This is a genomic window from Priestia sp. Y58 (genome assembly GCF_029522095.1).
Lineage (GTDB): Bacteria > Bacillota > Bacilli > Bacillales > Bacillaceae_H > Priestia > Priestia megaterium_E.
On the sequence record NZ_JAKWFL010000001.1, the window covers coordinates 408,026 to 423,347 of the forward strand.

A 15,322-nucleotide genomic window follows, 5' to 3' on the forward strand; every position below is an offset into this window, starting at 1 on the left:
AATCACTCCTTAAATTTGGTTGGTTAACTGCTTACTTCTAAGATATCGTTTAGCGAAAGTACCGTATGCTTTTCATCGTTGATAGTAAACGATATCTCATTGTTTTTGACGGATGCTGTTGAAATGACTCCTTGCTTTTTATTTCCTTCTTCATCTAACCATGCAGCGGTTTTACCAATTAATTCGCTTCCTTTTAAAATAGGAGAAGCCTGAGACTGCGTTACAAACGTATTGAGCGATGTGCTCATATTTGTCATTTGTTCAAGAGATGAAAACTGAGCCATTTGAGCAATAAAGTCTTTGTCTTCCATTGGATTCATTGGATCTTGATTTTGAAGCTGAGCAATCAAAAGCTTCAAAAAGTCATCTTTGCCAAGCGAGCTGTTTCCCGTTTGCTTCACTGGTATGTCCCTATTGCTTAAATACAAGTCAGACGTAATTTCATTTGTCATTGTTATCACCTATACGTTGTAGTTAATGAGCGCTGCTTCAAAAGAAGATAGAAAGGAAGCCGATTCTTCCAATTGTTGTGAATCTTGATCTTCTTCTTCTTTTTTAAACGCTTCTTTTTCCTGTCTTTCTTTTTGCTGGTCGTTTTCATTGTTATACAACATCGCTTGTTCTGACAGTAGCACATCGATTTTATCAATGGATACATGCTGAGACGCGAGACCGTGCCGCAAAGTTGAAAAGTTGGAGTCTAATAACTCTTTTGTTTTTGCTGACGATACGACAATTCGCGCAACCGTTTCACTGTCTTTCTGAAGCATTTCAATTGAAATCGCACCTAGCTGTTTTGGAAATAACTTAATGAGAAGCTTGGATGTTCCCTCTTCGGTACTAAACGAAGCTTTACTCCATATTTTCTCAAGCTCGTTTACCAAATTGCTAGACTGTTGATACTCAGATTTTGCTTGCCCTAGATAAATAGAGAACTGCTGAAGCTTAGGCATTTCTCCACTTCCAAAGGATGATGGCTGATTCTCTACTGTCGCCCCGGTTGTGTGTGTACCTGCCGGACTTTCGCTATTTTTTAAAAAGCTATTGGTATCTATACTTCCGCTGGGTACAACCACATCTTTTTTCCATGGAAGCTGATGGAAAAACGGTACTTTTTCTTCTTTACGAAAAACATTCATATTTTCCACAGAACTTTCTGAAGCTGTATGAACAGCGTCCACACCGACTTGCTCAACGGATACATGCTGAGACGTGAGAGCTTGTCGTAATTTGAAAAGGTTGGCGTCTAACAGCTCTTTTGTTTTCGCTGACGTTACCACAACCTGCGCAACCCTTTCATTTTCTTGTTGAAGCACTTCAATTGAAATCGTCCCTAGCTGCTTTGGCAATAACGTAACAGAAAGCTTAGATGCTCCTTCTTCAGTACTGATCGAAGCTTTACTCCATATTTTTTCAAGCTCGTTTACCAGATCGCTAGACTGTTGATGGTCTGATTTTACTTGCCCTAAATCAATAGAAAGCTGCGGCCCTTTTTCTTCTTTAGCAAGAGTGTTCATATCTTTTACAGAACTTTCTAGAGCTGCTTGAACAGCGGCCACATCGACTTCATCAACGGATACATGCTGAGAATTCAGAACTTGCCTTAAAGTCGAAAGGTTGGCGTCTAATAGCTCTTTTGTTTTCGCTGACGTTACCACAACCTGCGCAATTGTTTCATTGTCTTGTTGAAGCACTTCAATTGAAATCGTCCCTAGCTGCTTTGGCAATAACGTAATAGAAAGCTTAGATGCTCCTTCTTCAGTACTGATCGAAGCTTTACTCCATACCTTTTGCAGCTCGTTTACCAGATTGCTAGACTGTTGATACTCAGATGTGACTGGTCCTAAATCAATAGAAACGTTCGGTATTCCTCTAGATACAAAAGATGATGGCTGATTTTCTGATACCACCGTGGTTATGCTTTTTCCCAAAGAACCTTCACTATTTTTTGAGAAGCTATCTGTATCTATACTTTCGCTGTGTAATACCACATCTTTTTTCCATGGAAGCTGATTAAATAGCGGCCCTTTTTCTTCTTTACGAACAGCGCTCATATCTTTTAGAGGACTTTTTGGAGCCGCATGAACAACGGCGAAGAAACCAGCAGAGCGCTTTTCATGTAAGGTATCGGTTAATACACGTGGTTGTTTATGAATTTTCTCTATTTTTTCAGCAGCAGCTTTCTGCAAGCCTTGAAGCTGCGAATCTGAAAGCTTCACTGACTGCAGCTGCGGTTTTTGTAGTTCTTCCATCAGCTGAGCGAACTCTGTTTGAAAAACAGCTGACGTATTTTTACATAGTTCCAGCAAGGTAGAAATAGAAGTTAAATACTGTTCTTGACTGTCTGTTTCAGGTGAAACAGGTCCCCGCTGCATGTCTGTTAGCACGTGCTGCAGCTTTAGAAGCGGCTGTTCCAAATCTGGACTACTTGGAATCCTATTAATCATTTCGATTAGATGTTCGTATAAGACAGCCGGTTCCATTTCTTTATCTTCCGCTTCACTTAACTGAATCGCAATTAACCCAACCGCCTGCAAGAGGTTTTGATCTACCGCTGTTTCATCTGATGATTTATCCTCGGATGCTGAAGGCTGCGTATCTAACTGCTGAAGCTGCTGAACAATTTCTTCAAAAAAACCCTGAGTCTGACTAGCAGCTGCTTTTTCATCGCAGTTTACCTTTGATGCAGCTGCTGGACGTAGTGAAATTTCCACTGTTTTCACCTCTGCTTTTATTCATCAATCTGATCTGTTAACAATGTCGTATAGCGTGCAGCTACTTTCGGATCCATTTTTTCTAAGATTGCCGTTCTTGTACTCGCTTTGAACTGCTTAAGCATCGCAACCGCTTTGTCTTCTTTTAATTCGGCAAAGATGAGCGCTGCATTTTTAGGAGACATATTTTCATAGGTAGCAATGACATCTTTTTTTGCCAGCTGATTGTTCTTTTGTTTTTTCGCTTCATCATCGGCTTTTTCTTCCATATCGCGCATTTCAATTTTTAGTTCATCCATTTGACGATCTTTTGTAGCGATCGTTTTCTCGTAAGCTGCGATTTGCTTTTCTTTTGTGCTCAGCTTTTTTTGAAGACTCTCAACCTGCTTTTGTATCTCTTCATTGCTTTCTTTAATATTTTCATTTTTTTGCGACTGTTCACTTGATACAAACGGAATGGCGTGTGTAATAGCTGAAACTTTATCATTTACATTAACGCCTAAAAGCGTCAGAACAATATAAGCCGCCAAGATAAGGAACACTGCTGGAATAAAGATTAAAAATAAAAACACTTGGCTTTTACTGTAAGACTTTTCTTCTTCGTACTCTTCTCTTAATTCTTTTCGTTTAGCCATGTTTTTCACCTAATTTCTATGCAGCATGTACTGCTGTAAAGACAGCTCATCCATTTGCTTCGCTTCTAATTGTTTTTCCGCTGTTATATAAGAATCGTAGTCTTTCTTTTTTAATTTTTCATACTTCTTTACTTCTATATTCTTTTCTTCTAGCTTCAGTTTCTTTAAGTTCATTTGCTGTCTGGCAAACATGACCTCTTGTTGCAGCCTTTCAATCACTCGTTCGGCACTTGTTAAAAACTGCTGAAATGATGTAATTTCTAAAATAGAAAGCCCCTGCTTCATTTTGCCCGTATGCTGTTCAATCAGCGTTTCTTTTTCTTTTAACTTTTTATAAAGCTTTTCACCCGCTGTTTCAAACTGCTGTAGGGATTGATTATATTGAGATAGCAGTTCATCTTTTTCATTTGACTTAATTGCCATTATTTTAGATAACCTAAATTCATATGCCATATTTACTCACCTTTCACAAACAGTTCACAGAGCTTTGTTACACTTGTTTCAAACGATGGATGTTCGTTCGTTTTTTGCTTTAAAAATGCCTCAATGACAGGATGATAGTGGATTGCCTCATCAATGTAAACAGAAGATCCTCTTTTGTAGGCACCTATGTTAATTAAGTCTTCAGAATTAGCGTAGGTAGCCATTAATGAACGCAGTTTTTCAGCTGCTTCTTTATGCCGTTCACTTACGATATGGTTCATCACGCGACTAACGCTTTTTAAGACATTGATGGCCGGATATTGACCTTTATTGGCAAGCTCCCTGTCTAGTACAATATGTCCGTCTATAATGCCTCGCACCGTATCCGAAATAGGTTCGTTCATATCATCACCGTCTACTAATACAGTGTAAAAAGCGGTAATAGATCCATGTTGATTAGTCCCTGTACGTTCAAGCAGCCTTGGCAAGCTAGCAAAAACAGATGGTGTATAACCTTTGGTAGTGGGAGGTTCACCTACGGCTAATCCAATTTCTCTCTGAGCCATTGCTACACGGGTAACAGAATCCATCATCATCATGACGCTCAGCCCCTCATCTCGAAAGTATTCAGCAATAGAAGTAGCTGTATATGCTGCTTTCATTCGAAGTAGAGCAGGCTGATCCGAGGTAGCAACTACTACAACAGAGCGCTTTAACCCTTCCTCTCCAAGATCTCGTTCAATAAATTCTCTAACTTCTCTTCCTCGCTCGCCTACAAGGGCAATGACATTGATATCTGCTTTTGTATTACGAGCAATCATCCCAAGCAGCGTACTTTTCCCAACACCGCTTCCTGCAAAAATACCTATGCGCTGCCCTCGACCTACGGTTAACAAACTATCAATCGTCCGTACACCTACTTCAATAGGCTGTTCAATAGGCGGGCGCTCTAAAGGATTAGGCGGGTCTTGATCGGTTAAAACAAAAGGCAAATAATGAGAAAGTTCAGACCCATCTAAAGGGTTGCCTAACGAATCAAGCACTTGACCTATTAACTCTTTCCCCACGCTTACCTGCAGAGGTTTTTCTGTTGTTTCCACTAGGCAGCCAGGTCCGATATATCGAACAGACGTATAAGGCATTAAAACGACGTGCTCACCGTTAAAACCAACAACTTCTGCACGAATTTTATCTCCTCGTTCACTGAGATGAATAAAACAAACATCTCCTATTGACGTTCTAGGTCCTTTAGATTCAATCATCATTCCTACTACTCGGCTGACTTTCCCGTACCGTTTAAAAGAAGATGTGCGCGGGATTTCATGAATGAGTTGTGCGACTTTCATGTTTACTCCCCTCTAACAAACGTTCTTTTAATTTTTTCTTCATTTCCGTTAACTGACTATCAAAAGAAGCAACAAGACGCCCATAAGAGGAATCGATGACACAATCCATTTCCTGAAGATTTTCATCTGCATAAATAAACAGCCCGGTTTCTCCGTTTAATAAATCGAACAGTTCTCGTTTATGTTCACATACATATGCATATTTTTTGGGAGAAACAAAAAGCTGGATTTCTTTATGTTCTCTAACTTCTTTTAAAGACCTTGCAACAAGTGATAAAAATGATTCATCTCTTTGAAGCTGCTCATTTAAAAGCGTTTCTGCTAGGGTGAAACCTAATTCAAAAATGACTTCTTCAGATTGATTTATATATTCGTAGTACTGATTCTTTGTTTCGTCAACAATGTTTCGCGACATGGCTAATACATGTTCGTACTCTTGTTTCCCTTGAAGCAGCCCTTCTTCGTACCCTTCTTCATAGCCGCGTTTTTTTTCTTGTTGAAACAGCAGCACCTTCTCTTCTTCCCACTGCTTTTTCAAACGTTCAACTTCGTTTTGAGCTTGTTTGCGGTAAGCGTCTGCCTCGGCCTTTATCATTTCAGCTTCACTATGCGCTTGTTCAATAACGTGCTGTGCATTTTCTTGCTGAAGATGTTCTTCTGTGGGCTCATCTTGTATCGGAAAACCAAATGGAATGACTTGAATGTGCTTCGCATTTTCGTCTGAAAGTTTATTCGTATAAGTTGATTTAATGATATTAGACAATAATATCGTCTCCTCCACCTCGAGCTAGTACAATTTCACCAGCATCTTCTAAACGTCTAATTGCAGCAACGATACGTGACTGAGCTTCCTCTACATCTTTCAAACGCACAGGACCCATAAATTCCATTTCTTCTTTAAACGTTTCCACCATACGGCTAGACATATTTTTAAAAATAATAGATTTCACTTCTTCACTTGCTACTTTTAAGCTCAACAATAAATCATCATTTTCTACATCTCGTATCACACGCTGAATAGAACGGTTATCGAGCGTTACGATATCCTCAAATACAAACATTCGCTGTTTGATTTCTTCTGCTAATGCCGGATCTTGAATTTCAAGCGTATCAATAATAATTTTTTCAGTTGCTCGGTCTACTCCATTTAATACTTCAACTACTGCTTCTAAACCACCTGTTTGGGTATAGTCTTGGGTAACAGTAGCAGAAAGCTTTCTCTCTAAAATTTGTTCCACTTCATTAATGACTTCCGGAGACGTACTTCCCATCGTTGCAATCCGTCTTGCAATATCCGCTTGCCTTTCCTGAGGCAGTGATGATAAGATTTGTCCTGCCTGTGGCGGCTCTAAGTAAGATAAAATAAGGGCAATCGTCTGAGGATGCTCATGCTGAATGAAATTTAACAGCTGCATAGGATCAGCTTTTCTGGCAAAGTCAAATGGACGAACTTGCAAAGAAGAAGTTAATCGATTGATAATCATCATAGCCTGCTCTGGTCCAAGTGCTTTTTCTAACACCTGTTTCGCATAGCTTACTCCTCCTTTTTCAAGGTAGTTTTGAGCAAGCGTTAGTTGTTCAAACTCATGAAGCACAGCTTCTTTTAGAGACGGCTCTATTTTTCTCACTGAAGAAATTTCAAGCGTTAGTTGCTCAATTTCATCTTCACTGAGATGTTTATAGATAGAAGCTGATACATCAGGACCGAGAGAAATCAACAAAATTGCTGCTTTTTGCTTTCCAGTTAACTCATTTTTTTGCATAGCCTTTACCATTAGCTTTCCTCCTAATCCTCACTAATCCATGTTCGCAGCAGTTTTGCAAACTCTTCCGGGTCTTGCTTCGCTAACGTTTCAAGATTGCTTCTTGTTTGCTGCTCAGCACTTAAAACAGGGGCTTTTTGTGCCGCTTCATATGCTTCAAAAGTTTCATCATACTCTTCATCATATTCCTCTTCATCTAAGTCTTGACGTCTTTTCCTAACCAACAGCACAATAAGAACAACAATAATAAGCAGCAGTGCTCCTCCGATTATATACATCCACAATGGAATTGAACTTGCTGTGTTGTCAGCTGTTTCTTGTCCATTAAACGGCTGAACGGAAACGGTAATCTTATCGCTGACCGCGTTATCCGAGAGAGCTTTTGTATTTGCATCTTTTGAAATAGAAGTACGGACAATTGTACCTAACATTTTTTGAACGTCTGACTCCAGCGTATCGGAAACTTGTGATTTCCCTTTTGCATTGGACGGATCTATCATTACTTGAATGCCAAGGTCTTGAATTTTGTATGGACTTTCGACGATTTCTTTATGAATTCGATTCACTTCATAATTAATTCGTTCTTCGTTTTTTTCGTAGTCTCCGTCTCCACTTGTTGTACTAGATGAGTAATTTGTTGTATCTTCTTCTCCTGTTCCAGCAACGCCTCCATCTTGAGCGTTTTTTCCAGAAAATGTTTCATTAATTTTTTCAGCGCTAACGGCAATTCCTTGCATATTATCTTTATCAACAGGCTCTACTAGCTTTTCTTCGCGATTTTCCTGTGTAAAATCAAGATCTGCTGTAACAGAGACCATTACTTTGTCTTGACCGACCAGTCTTCCTAGCATTTGCTGTACTTGACGCTGAATATCTCGCTCAACTTCTTTTTTCGCTTCGTTCTGCGAAGCAAATGAGCTAGAAGCTGAATTCGTTTCGTTACCTTTTAAATCAAAGTACTCAAAATATTGGTTCATGATGACGATATTATCTGTAGGAAGGTTTGGCACACTTTTGGATACTAAATGATAAAGAGATTTAATTTGCTGATCATCAAATTTATAACCAGCCTTTGTATTAAGCACAATCGATGCTGATGCTTCTTCCTGCTTTTCATTCGCCCATACGCTTTCATTGGGAAGGGTAATCATCACTTTTGCATCGTTGACTCCTTGAATGTTTTTCATTAAGTTAGCCAATTCAGTTTGCATCGCATCGAGTTTTAACACATCAAATTCATTATCTGTCATACCAAAGCTCGCATTTTTCCCAAAAAACGAATAGTCGATACTTCCGCTATCAGGAATTCCTTGTGCAGCTAAATCAACTTTTAGCGAGTCAACACTTTGTTCAGGCACCGAAATGGTTGTTCCGTTATCAGAGATTTCTGAGGGAACGCTTCTAGCATCAAGCTCTGCTTTGATTTGTCCTGTTTCCTGAGCCGATAGATTGCTATAAAGAGGGACAAATTTATCCTTGTTTAAAAAAACAGATGCTAAACTAATGACTAGAATAGCCGCAAGAGGAGTAGCGATAAGTGCTATTTTCTGCCCTTTTTTGCGGTTATTCCAAAAGACTTTCATCTTATCTCGATAAAGAGCTATTCTTTCATTCATGGTATTCCTCCGGTTATTACTATTTTCATTTTCTTTAATAACCGCTCAATTACATTTGCATTCTCATCATTTCCTGATAGGCTTCAACAGCTTTATTGCGTATTTCAAGAGCCGTTTGCATCGTAATACTTGCTTTTTGAGCAGTAATCATTACATCTTGGAGTTCGACGTTTTCTCCTTTAGCAAGCTTTTCAGTCGCTATATCCGAAGCGCGTTGAGTATTGTTTAACTCATTGATTGAGTCTTTTAAAAACGTTGAAAACTGTTGAGTTGTTTGTCCAGTGCTAGTAGAAGCTGCTGTTTTTGCTAGTGCTATTTGATTGCTGATACCATTAATCATTTTATCGCTCCTTTATTTCCCAATTTCTAACGCCTTTGTTAATATACTTTTGTTTGTATTAAAGACCGTCACATTTGCTTCATAGGATCGAGTAGCACTAATTAAATCCGTCATTTCCTTTAAAGGATCTACGTTCGGCATCTGCACGTACCCTTGGTCATTCGCATCTGGATGCGTCGGATTATATACTAAATTAAAAGGAGTATTATCTTCTGCGATATCTGTGACTTTTACACCATTGTTTTGACTTTTATTTATTTCGGAGTGTAAGACGGACGAAAAAGAAGGCGAACGATCAGACTGCATGACAACCATTTTTCTTTTATAAGGCTGCCACTCACCATTAACGTACGTCCCTCTTGTCGTTTCAGCATTCGCCATATTAGATGAAACAACGTCCATCCTTAAACGATTGGCAGTTAAAGCTGAAGATGTAATATTCATATTTTGAAAAATAGTCAAACTTATTTACCTCCTCTAATGACTGTTTGAAGAGAATTGAATTTTCCATTTAAACGATCTACTAGCGCCTCATAGTAAATTTGATTTTCAGCCATATCCGCCATCTCTTTATCCATATCCACATTGTTTCCGTTTGCTTGATAGGAAGTGCTTCCTTGCTGGGTAATCACTCGCTGGGATGAACCGGAGAATGGGATATGTTTTGAATCAGTCTGATATGCTTCTAACTCGTTATGTAATAAATCTCGAAATTCACTCGTACGCGATACTGTTTTCGATTTGTAATTTGGAGTATCAACGTTTGCGATATTTTGTGCAATCGTCTGCTGCTTTTGTGACGCGTAGCTAATTCCATTTTCAATTGTTTGAAAAGTAGTTGAAAACAAACTCAATTCTTACACCTGCTTATCTATTCTATTTTCCTCAAAAATGAGACAAATTTCGACTTTAGTACCATAGAACTTATTGTAAGAAAAACTTCATGCAATGTCTATCCTTTTTTAAGAACTTTTGGACTATAAACCAAAATTTTCATTCTTTTTTCAAGCATATTTTAACATCAATGCTATACTTTAGCTCTATTTTTTAAATTTAAAATCAAAATATATACCATAAGTCCTGAACAATATGTAATAAAAGTAACGATTTGTAATCAACTAGTATCTTTTTACTATTTAAAAATTCTATAATATAATTTTTAGATTTTTATATGAAGTTTGTTAAGGATTTATAAAAATAGTGAACGAATCTTCTTAATCTTTTTGTACTGAGAGCATACAAAAAAAGCACACGGGCTCTGCCCGTGTGCTTTTTGGTTCATAAACTTAGTTAGATTTTAATTTTTCAAGCTCTACTAAGAATTTGTTGTTAAGAACTTTAATGTAAGTTCCTTTCATTCCTAGAGAACGTGATTCGATAACGCCAGCACTTTCTAATTTACGTAGCGCATTTACGATTACTGAACGTGTAATTCCAACGCGGTCAGCAATTTTACTTGCGACTAATAGTCCTTCATTTCCATTTAACTCTTCAAAGATGTGCTCAATAGCTTCTAACTCACTGTATGATAATGAGCTAATCGCCATTTGTACAACAGCTTTGCTACGCGCTTCTTCTTCAATCTCTTCTGCTTTTTCACGAAGAATTTCCATACCTACTACCGTTGCACCATATTCAGCAAGGATTAAATCATCATCTTCGAACTGACGGTCTAAACGAGATAGTACAAGCGTACCTAGACGCTCTCCGCCTCCGATAATTGGAACGATTGTTGTTAGTCCTGCATCAAATAAGTCTTTATTTTCAACTGGGAAAGCTGTATATTGACTTTCAATGTTTAAGTTAGAAGATGTTTCTTGAATGTTAAATAGGCTTTGAGTATATTCTTCTGGGAACTGGCGTGCTTCTAACATATCTTTCATACGCGCATTCTCAATTTGCTGTTTAACAGCGATTCCTAATAATTTACCGCGACGGCTTACTACGAATACGTTTGATTCGATCACTTCGCAAAGTGTTTCAGCCATTTCTTTAAAGTTTACTGGTTTACCAGCTGCTTTTTGTAGCATTGCATTAATCTTTCTAGTTTTCCCTAATAAATCCATTAGTACTCTTCCTCCTGCGATTTCAGTTCTATAAAATAAATTGACTCAAATCTTTGTTTTTAGCGATTTTTTCTAATTTTTCTTCCACGTACTGCGGAGTAATCACAATTTTCTCTAATGTTACTTCTGGTGCTTCAAACGATAAATCCTCTAGCAAACGTTCTAAAATCGTATGAAGCCTTCTTGCACCAATATTGTCTGTATCTTGATTTACCTGATATGCAATTTCTGCAATCTTACGTATAGCATCGTCAGAAAATTCAATTTGTATACCTTCAGTTTCCAATAATGCCGCATATTGCTTTAATAACGCATTATCTGGCTCTACTAAAATGTTTATAAAATCTTCAACGGTTAGCTTCGTTAATTCCACGCGAATTGGGAATCGACCTTGCAATTCTGGAATTAAATCCGACGGTTTTGATACATGGAAAGCACCGGCTGCTACAAACAAAACATGATCAGTTTTGACTGCGCCATATTTGGTAACAATCGTTGACCCTTCTACAATTGGTAAAATATCTCGCTGCACGCCTTCACGTGAAACATCAGCGGAAGATGAATTACCACTTTTCTGAGCAATTTTATCAATTTCGTCAATGAAAATAATTCCGTATTGTTCTGCACGATTCACAGCTTCTTGCGTCACTTCATCCATATCAATCAATTTTTGCGCTTCTTCATTTGTTAATACTTTTCGTGCATCTTTAACAGTAAGCTTGCGCTTTTTTTGTTTTTTAGGCATAAAATTGCTTAAGGCATCCTGCATGTTCATGCCCATTTGTTCCATACCCGAACCTTGTAACATATCAAACATAGAAGGTTGTTGCTCTTCTACTTCAATTGTGACATAATGATTTTCAAGCTCTCCTAAAGCAAGCTGATGAGCAATCTGCTTGCGCTTCGTTGCAATATTCGTTTCCTCATCTTGATCAGGATCCGCATCGCTTGACTGTGTACCGTTTGAAAAAATCATTTCAAACGGATTTTTAAACGATTGCTGCTTCTTTTTGCTTGGAACAAGAAGCTCCACTATCCGCTTGTTTGCATTTTCTTCTGCGCGATCACGCACGCCGTTCATTTTTTCTTCTTTCACAAGTCGAACTGACGTTTCCACTAAATCACGAACCATTGATTCTACATCGCGTCCTACATATCCAACTTCCGTAAATTTTGTTGCCTCAACCTTAATAAAAGGTGCACCGACAAGCTTAGCTAAGCGGCGTGCAATCTCGGTTTTACCCACACCTGTAGGACCAATCATTAAAATGTTTTTCGGCACAACTTCATCACGTAAAGATTCGTCCAGCAGACCGCGTCGATAGCGATTTCGCAGTGCAACAGCGACCGCTTTCTTTGCCTTCGTTTGACCAATAATATACTGATCGAGCTTTTCTACAATTTGTCGAGGTGTTAAATGAGAATTCATAAAAAAATCCCCTTTCCTACAGTTCTTCTACAATAATATGATCATTTGTATAAACACATATCTCACTTGCTACATCTAAAGCTGCTTTTGCAATTTCTTTAGCTGTTAAATGTTCGCCTGCATGTTGTTTTAATGCACGTCCCGCTGATAAAGCATAATTTCCGCCTGATCCAATTGCTAAAATGCCGTCGTCCGGTTCAATAACTTCACCTGTTCCTGATACTAACAGCAAGTTATCTTTGTTCATAACAATAAGCATTGCTTCTAACTTTCGCAATACTTTGTCACTTCTCCATTGTTTAGCAAGCTCAACGGCTGCACGCTGAAGATTTCCGTTATACTCTTCAAGCTTCGTTTCAAATAATTCAAAAAGAGTGAATGCATCAGCTACTGAACCTGCAAAGCCGGCAAGAACTTGCCCTTGAAATAGACGTCTTACTTTTCGAGCAGTATGTTTCATCACAACAGCATTACCGAACGTTACTTGTCCGTCCCCAGACATGGCACATTGACCGTTATGCTGAACCGCAAAAATCGTAGTAGCATGGAAAGTAGACAAATTAACTCCTCCTTTTATGCGCGAGGATGGTGATTCATATAAACTGCCTTTAAACGATCCTTCGTCACATGTGTGTATATTTGAGTGGTTGATAAATGTTCATGACCTAGCATTTCTTGAACTGTACGTAAATCTGCCCCTTCATTTAACATATGAGTCGCAAAAGTATGCCGCAAAACGTGTGGACTAATATGTATATTCTCAGCGGTCTTCTTTACTAACTGATCAATGACTAAGCGTATGCCTCGGTCTGTCAACGGTGTCCCCTTATAATTTAAAAAGAGCGAATGAGTATCAGAAGGAGCCTTTTTTAAAAGAAGCTTTCTTCCATTATCTATATATACTCTAAGAGCGTCCTTGGCATAACAGCCAAATGGCACGTACCGTTGTTTTTTCCCTTTTCCATATACGAGCAAAGTTTGAAGTGAAAAATCTATATCGCTAAGCTTAATAGATGCACATTCACTCACTCGTATTCCGGTGGCATACAGCAATTCTAATAGAGACTGATTACGCTGCCCTAACGGAGTTGTTAAGTCATTCATTTGAAATAATTTCACAATCTCCTCTTCATACAGGAAGCGAGGATTTCGCTCTTCCTTTTTAGGAAGGGTAACGAGCGCAAATGGATTATCTTCTACTAATTCTTCTCTATTTAAGTAACGATAAAACGTTCTCAAACAAGAAATTTTGCGTGACATCGATCTTTTTGAATACTGCTTTTCATATAGGCGTGTTAAAAACAGCCTTGCATCAGCATATGTAACACTTTGTAGGTTTTGTATTTGCTCTTCCTGCATAAAAGACATAAAGATAACGATGTCTTTTTCATAGCAGTCAACTGTATATTTTGAATAATTTTTCTCAATTTGTAAATATTCTAGAAAGGAATTTAATACATCTTTAACAAATTCCAATGTTATCACCTCACAAGGGCTACTAAATATTATCACAATTAAGTAGCCCTTGCAAACAATTTTGATTATTTTGTTGTAAAATTCTGAATAGTTTCCAATGCTCGTTTAGCAAGCGTTTCATTTCGTTCTTGTTTGTTTTTAATTCGCACTTCCAATTCTTTGAATAAGCCAAAGTTGGCATTCATCGGCTGGAAATTTTTAGCGTTTGTATGTGTGATATAGTGAGCCATACTGCCAATCGCTGTTTCCTGCGGCAATACAACCAATTCTTCACCAAGTACAAGTCGAGCCGCGTTCATTCCTGCCATTAGTCCGCTCGCCGCTGATTCTACATATCCTTCTACTCCCGTCATTTGTCCAGCAAAGAATAAGTCATCGCGCTCACGATATTGATACGTAGGTTTTAACAATTTAGGAGAATTAATAAACGTATTTCTATGCATAACTCCGTAGCGTACTACTTCTGCATTTTCTAAACCTGGGATTAAGCTTAATACTTCTTTTTGTGCTCCCCATTTTAAATGTGTTTGGAAACCTACGATATTATATAGTGTACCTGCTGCATCATCTTGACGAAGCTGAACAACTGCATAAGGTCGCTTTCCTGTTTTCGGATCTTCTAACCCAACTGGTTTCATTGGTCCAAAGAGCATTGTTTTTTCTCCGCGTGAAGCCATTACTTCAATTGGCATACATCCTTCAAAATAAATTTCTTTCTCAAATTCTTTTAAAGGAACCGTCTCTGCATTGATTAATGCTTCATGAAAACGCTGGAATTCTTCTTTTGTCATCGGACAGTTTAAATAGGCAGCTTCCCCTTTGTCATAGCGAGATTTAAGATATACTTTATCCATATCAATGCTGTCTTTTTCAATAATAGGTGCAGCCGCATCGTAAAAATATAAATAATCTTCACTTGTTAACGCGCGCAGCTGTTCCGATAAATCTTTTGACGTTAACGGACCTGTTGCAATAACAGTTGGTCCTTGTGGAATTTCCGTAATCTCTTCGTTAACAACCGTTACGTTCGGATGGTTTTTAACGCTTTCCGTCACACGAGCGGCAAATTCGTGACGATCAACAGCCAGTGCTCCACCTGCTGGAACCGCACATTCGTCTGCTGAACGAATAATTACAGAGTCTAATAATCGCATTTCTTCTTTTAACACACCCACTGCATTTGTTAATGTATTCGCACGCAGTGAATTACTACATACTAATTCAGCAAATTTGTCCGTATGATGAGCAGGTGTTTGCTTCACTGGTCTCATCTCATAAAGACGGACTTTCAAACCGCGCTTTGCGATCTGCCAAGCTGCTTCACTTCCAGCAAGACCTGCTCCGATAACATTAATTACTTGTTCATTCATTGTAAATCCTCCAACTTCATTTCTATCTTTTCTATCATTTTCCTTATTCATTCACTTGTCTGTTCCTTTTTTAACAGGACAAAGAAAATGCGACATTACTCAATGTCGCTAATAACGTTTCCATTTTAGCACATGAAGCAATGT

General features: G+C 38.4%; 16 protein-coding genes. All 16 read right to left on the reverse strand.

Annotated features, from left to right (window positions below):
* Positions 1-23: 23 nt before the first annotated feature.
* On the reverse strand, positions 24-452 hold the full coding sequence (flgD, locus tag MMB68_RS02175; RefSeq protein WP_221784455.1) for a flagellar hook assembly protein FlgD: 429 nt from the start codon (positions 450-452) through the stop codon (positions 24-26).
* A 9-nt stretch (positions 453-461) separates the two neighbouring features.
* The gene (locus tag MMB68_RS02180; protein WP_277548122.1) at positions 462-2,714 is read right to left on the reverse strand and encodes a flagellar hook-length control protein FliK; all 2,253 of its coding nucleotides are present in this window, start codon (positions 2,712-2,714) and stop codon (positions 462-464) included.
* Between the two features lie 17 nt (positions 2,715-2,731).
* Entirely contained in the window at positions 2,732-3,349 is a 618-nt protein-coding gene (locus MMB68_RS02185) for a MotE family protein (RefSeq protein ID WP_221784457.1), read from the reverse strand.
* 9 nt (positions 3,350-3,358) lie between these two features.
* The gene (fliJ, locus tag MMB68_RS02190) at positions 3,359-3,802 is read right to left on the reverse strand and encodes a flagellar export protein FliJ (RefSeq protein WP_028411429.1); all 444 of its coding nucleotides are present in this window, start codon (positions 3,800-3,802) and stop codon (positions 3,359-3,361) included.
* A 2-nt stretch (positions 3,803-3,804) separates the two neighbouring features.
* Positions 3,805-5,118 (reverse strand): flagellar protein export ATPase FliI, encoded by a 1,314-nt coding sequence (fliI, locus tag MMB68_RS02195; RefSeq protein WP_028411430.1) that lies wholly within the window; start codon positions 5,116-5,118, stop codon positions 3,805-3,807.
* Positions 5,093-5,881: a flagellar assembly protein FliH gene (fliH, locus tag MMB68_RS02200; protein ID WP_033579779.1), complete on the reverse strand. Its 789-nt coding sequence runs from the start codon at positions 5,879-5,881 to the stop codon at positions 5,093-5,095. Before fliH ends, fliI begins: the two co-directional genes overlap by 26 nt.
* Entirely contained in the window at positions 5,874-6,893 is a 1,020-nt protein-coding gene (gene fliG, locus MMB68_RS02205) for a flagellar motor switch protein FliG (protein ID WP_221784458.1), read from the reverse strand. Before fliG ends, fliH begins: the two co-directional genes overlap by 8 nt.
* An 11-nt stretch (positions 6,894-6,904) precedes the next feature.
* Positions 6,905-8,497, reverse strand: a complete 1,593-nt coding sequence (gene fliF / locus MMB68_RS02210) for a flagellar basal-body MS-ring/collar protein FliF (protein WP_221784459.1) — start codon at positions 8,495-8,497, stop codon at positions 6,905-6,907.
* 49 nt (positions 8,498-8,546) lie between these two features.
* The gene (gene fliE, locus MMB68_RS02215) at positions 8,547-8,837 is read right to left on the reverse strand and encodes a flagellar hook-basal body complex protein FliE (protein ID WP_182420412.1); all 291 of its coding nucleotides are present in this window, start codon (positions 8,835-8,837) and stop codon (positions 8,547-8,549) included.
* 12 nt (positions 8,838-8,849) lie between these two features.
* Positions 8,850-9,299 (reverse strand): flagellar basal body rod protein FlgC, encoded by a 450-nt coding sequence (flgC, locus tag MMB68_RS02220; protein ID WP_221784460.1) that lies wholly within the window; start codon positions 9,297-9,299, stop codon positions 8,850-8,852.
* Between the two features lie 2 nt (positions 9,300-9,301).
* Positions 9,302-9,691, reverse strand: coding sequence for a flagellar basal body rod protein FlgB (gene flgB, locus MMB68_RS02225; protein ID WP_221784461.1), 390 nt, complete (start codon positions 9,689-9,691; stop codon positions 9,302-9,304).
* Between the two features lie 432 nt (positions 9,692-10,123).
* A complete protein-coding gene (codY, locus tag MMB68_RS02230) occupies positions 10,124-10,903 on the reverse strand; it encodes a GTP-sensing pleiotropic transcriptional regulator CodY (RefSeq protein ID WP_013058882.1) in 780 nt (259 codons plus the stop codon).
* A gap of 28 nt (positions 10,904-10,931) precedes the next feature.
* On the reverse strand, positions 10,932-12,332 hold the full coding sequence (hslU, locus tag MMB68_RS02235) for an HslU--HslV peptidase ATPase subunit (protein WP_013084801.1): 1,401 nt from the start codon (positions 12,330-12,332) through the stop codon (positions 10,932-10,934).
* Positions 12,333-12,348: 16 nt separating this feature from the next.
* Entirely contained in the window at positions 12,349-12,891 is a 543-nt protein-coding gene (gene hslV, locus MMB68_RS02240; protein ID WP_013058884.1) for an ATP-dependent protease subunit HslV, read from the reverse strand.
* Positions 12,892-12,905: 14 nt separating this feature from the next.
* Positions 12,906-13,808, reverse strand: coding sequence for a tyrosine recombinase XerC (xerC, locus tag MMB68_RS02245; protein WP_028410806.1), 903 nt, complete (start codon positions 13,806-13,808; stop codon positions 12,906-12,908).
* 65 nt (positions 13,809-13,873) lie between these two features.
* A complete protein-coding gene (trmFO, locus tag MMB68_RS02250) occupies positions 13,874-15,178 on the reverse strand; it encodes an FADH(2)-oxidizing methylenetetrahydrofolate--tRNA-(uracil(54)-C(5))-methyltransferase TrmFO (RefSeq protein ID WP_028410805.1) in 1,305 nt (434 codons plus the stop codon).
* Positions 15,179-15,322 lie beyond the last annotated feature (144 nt).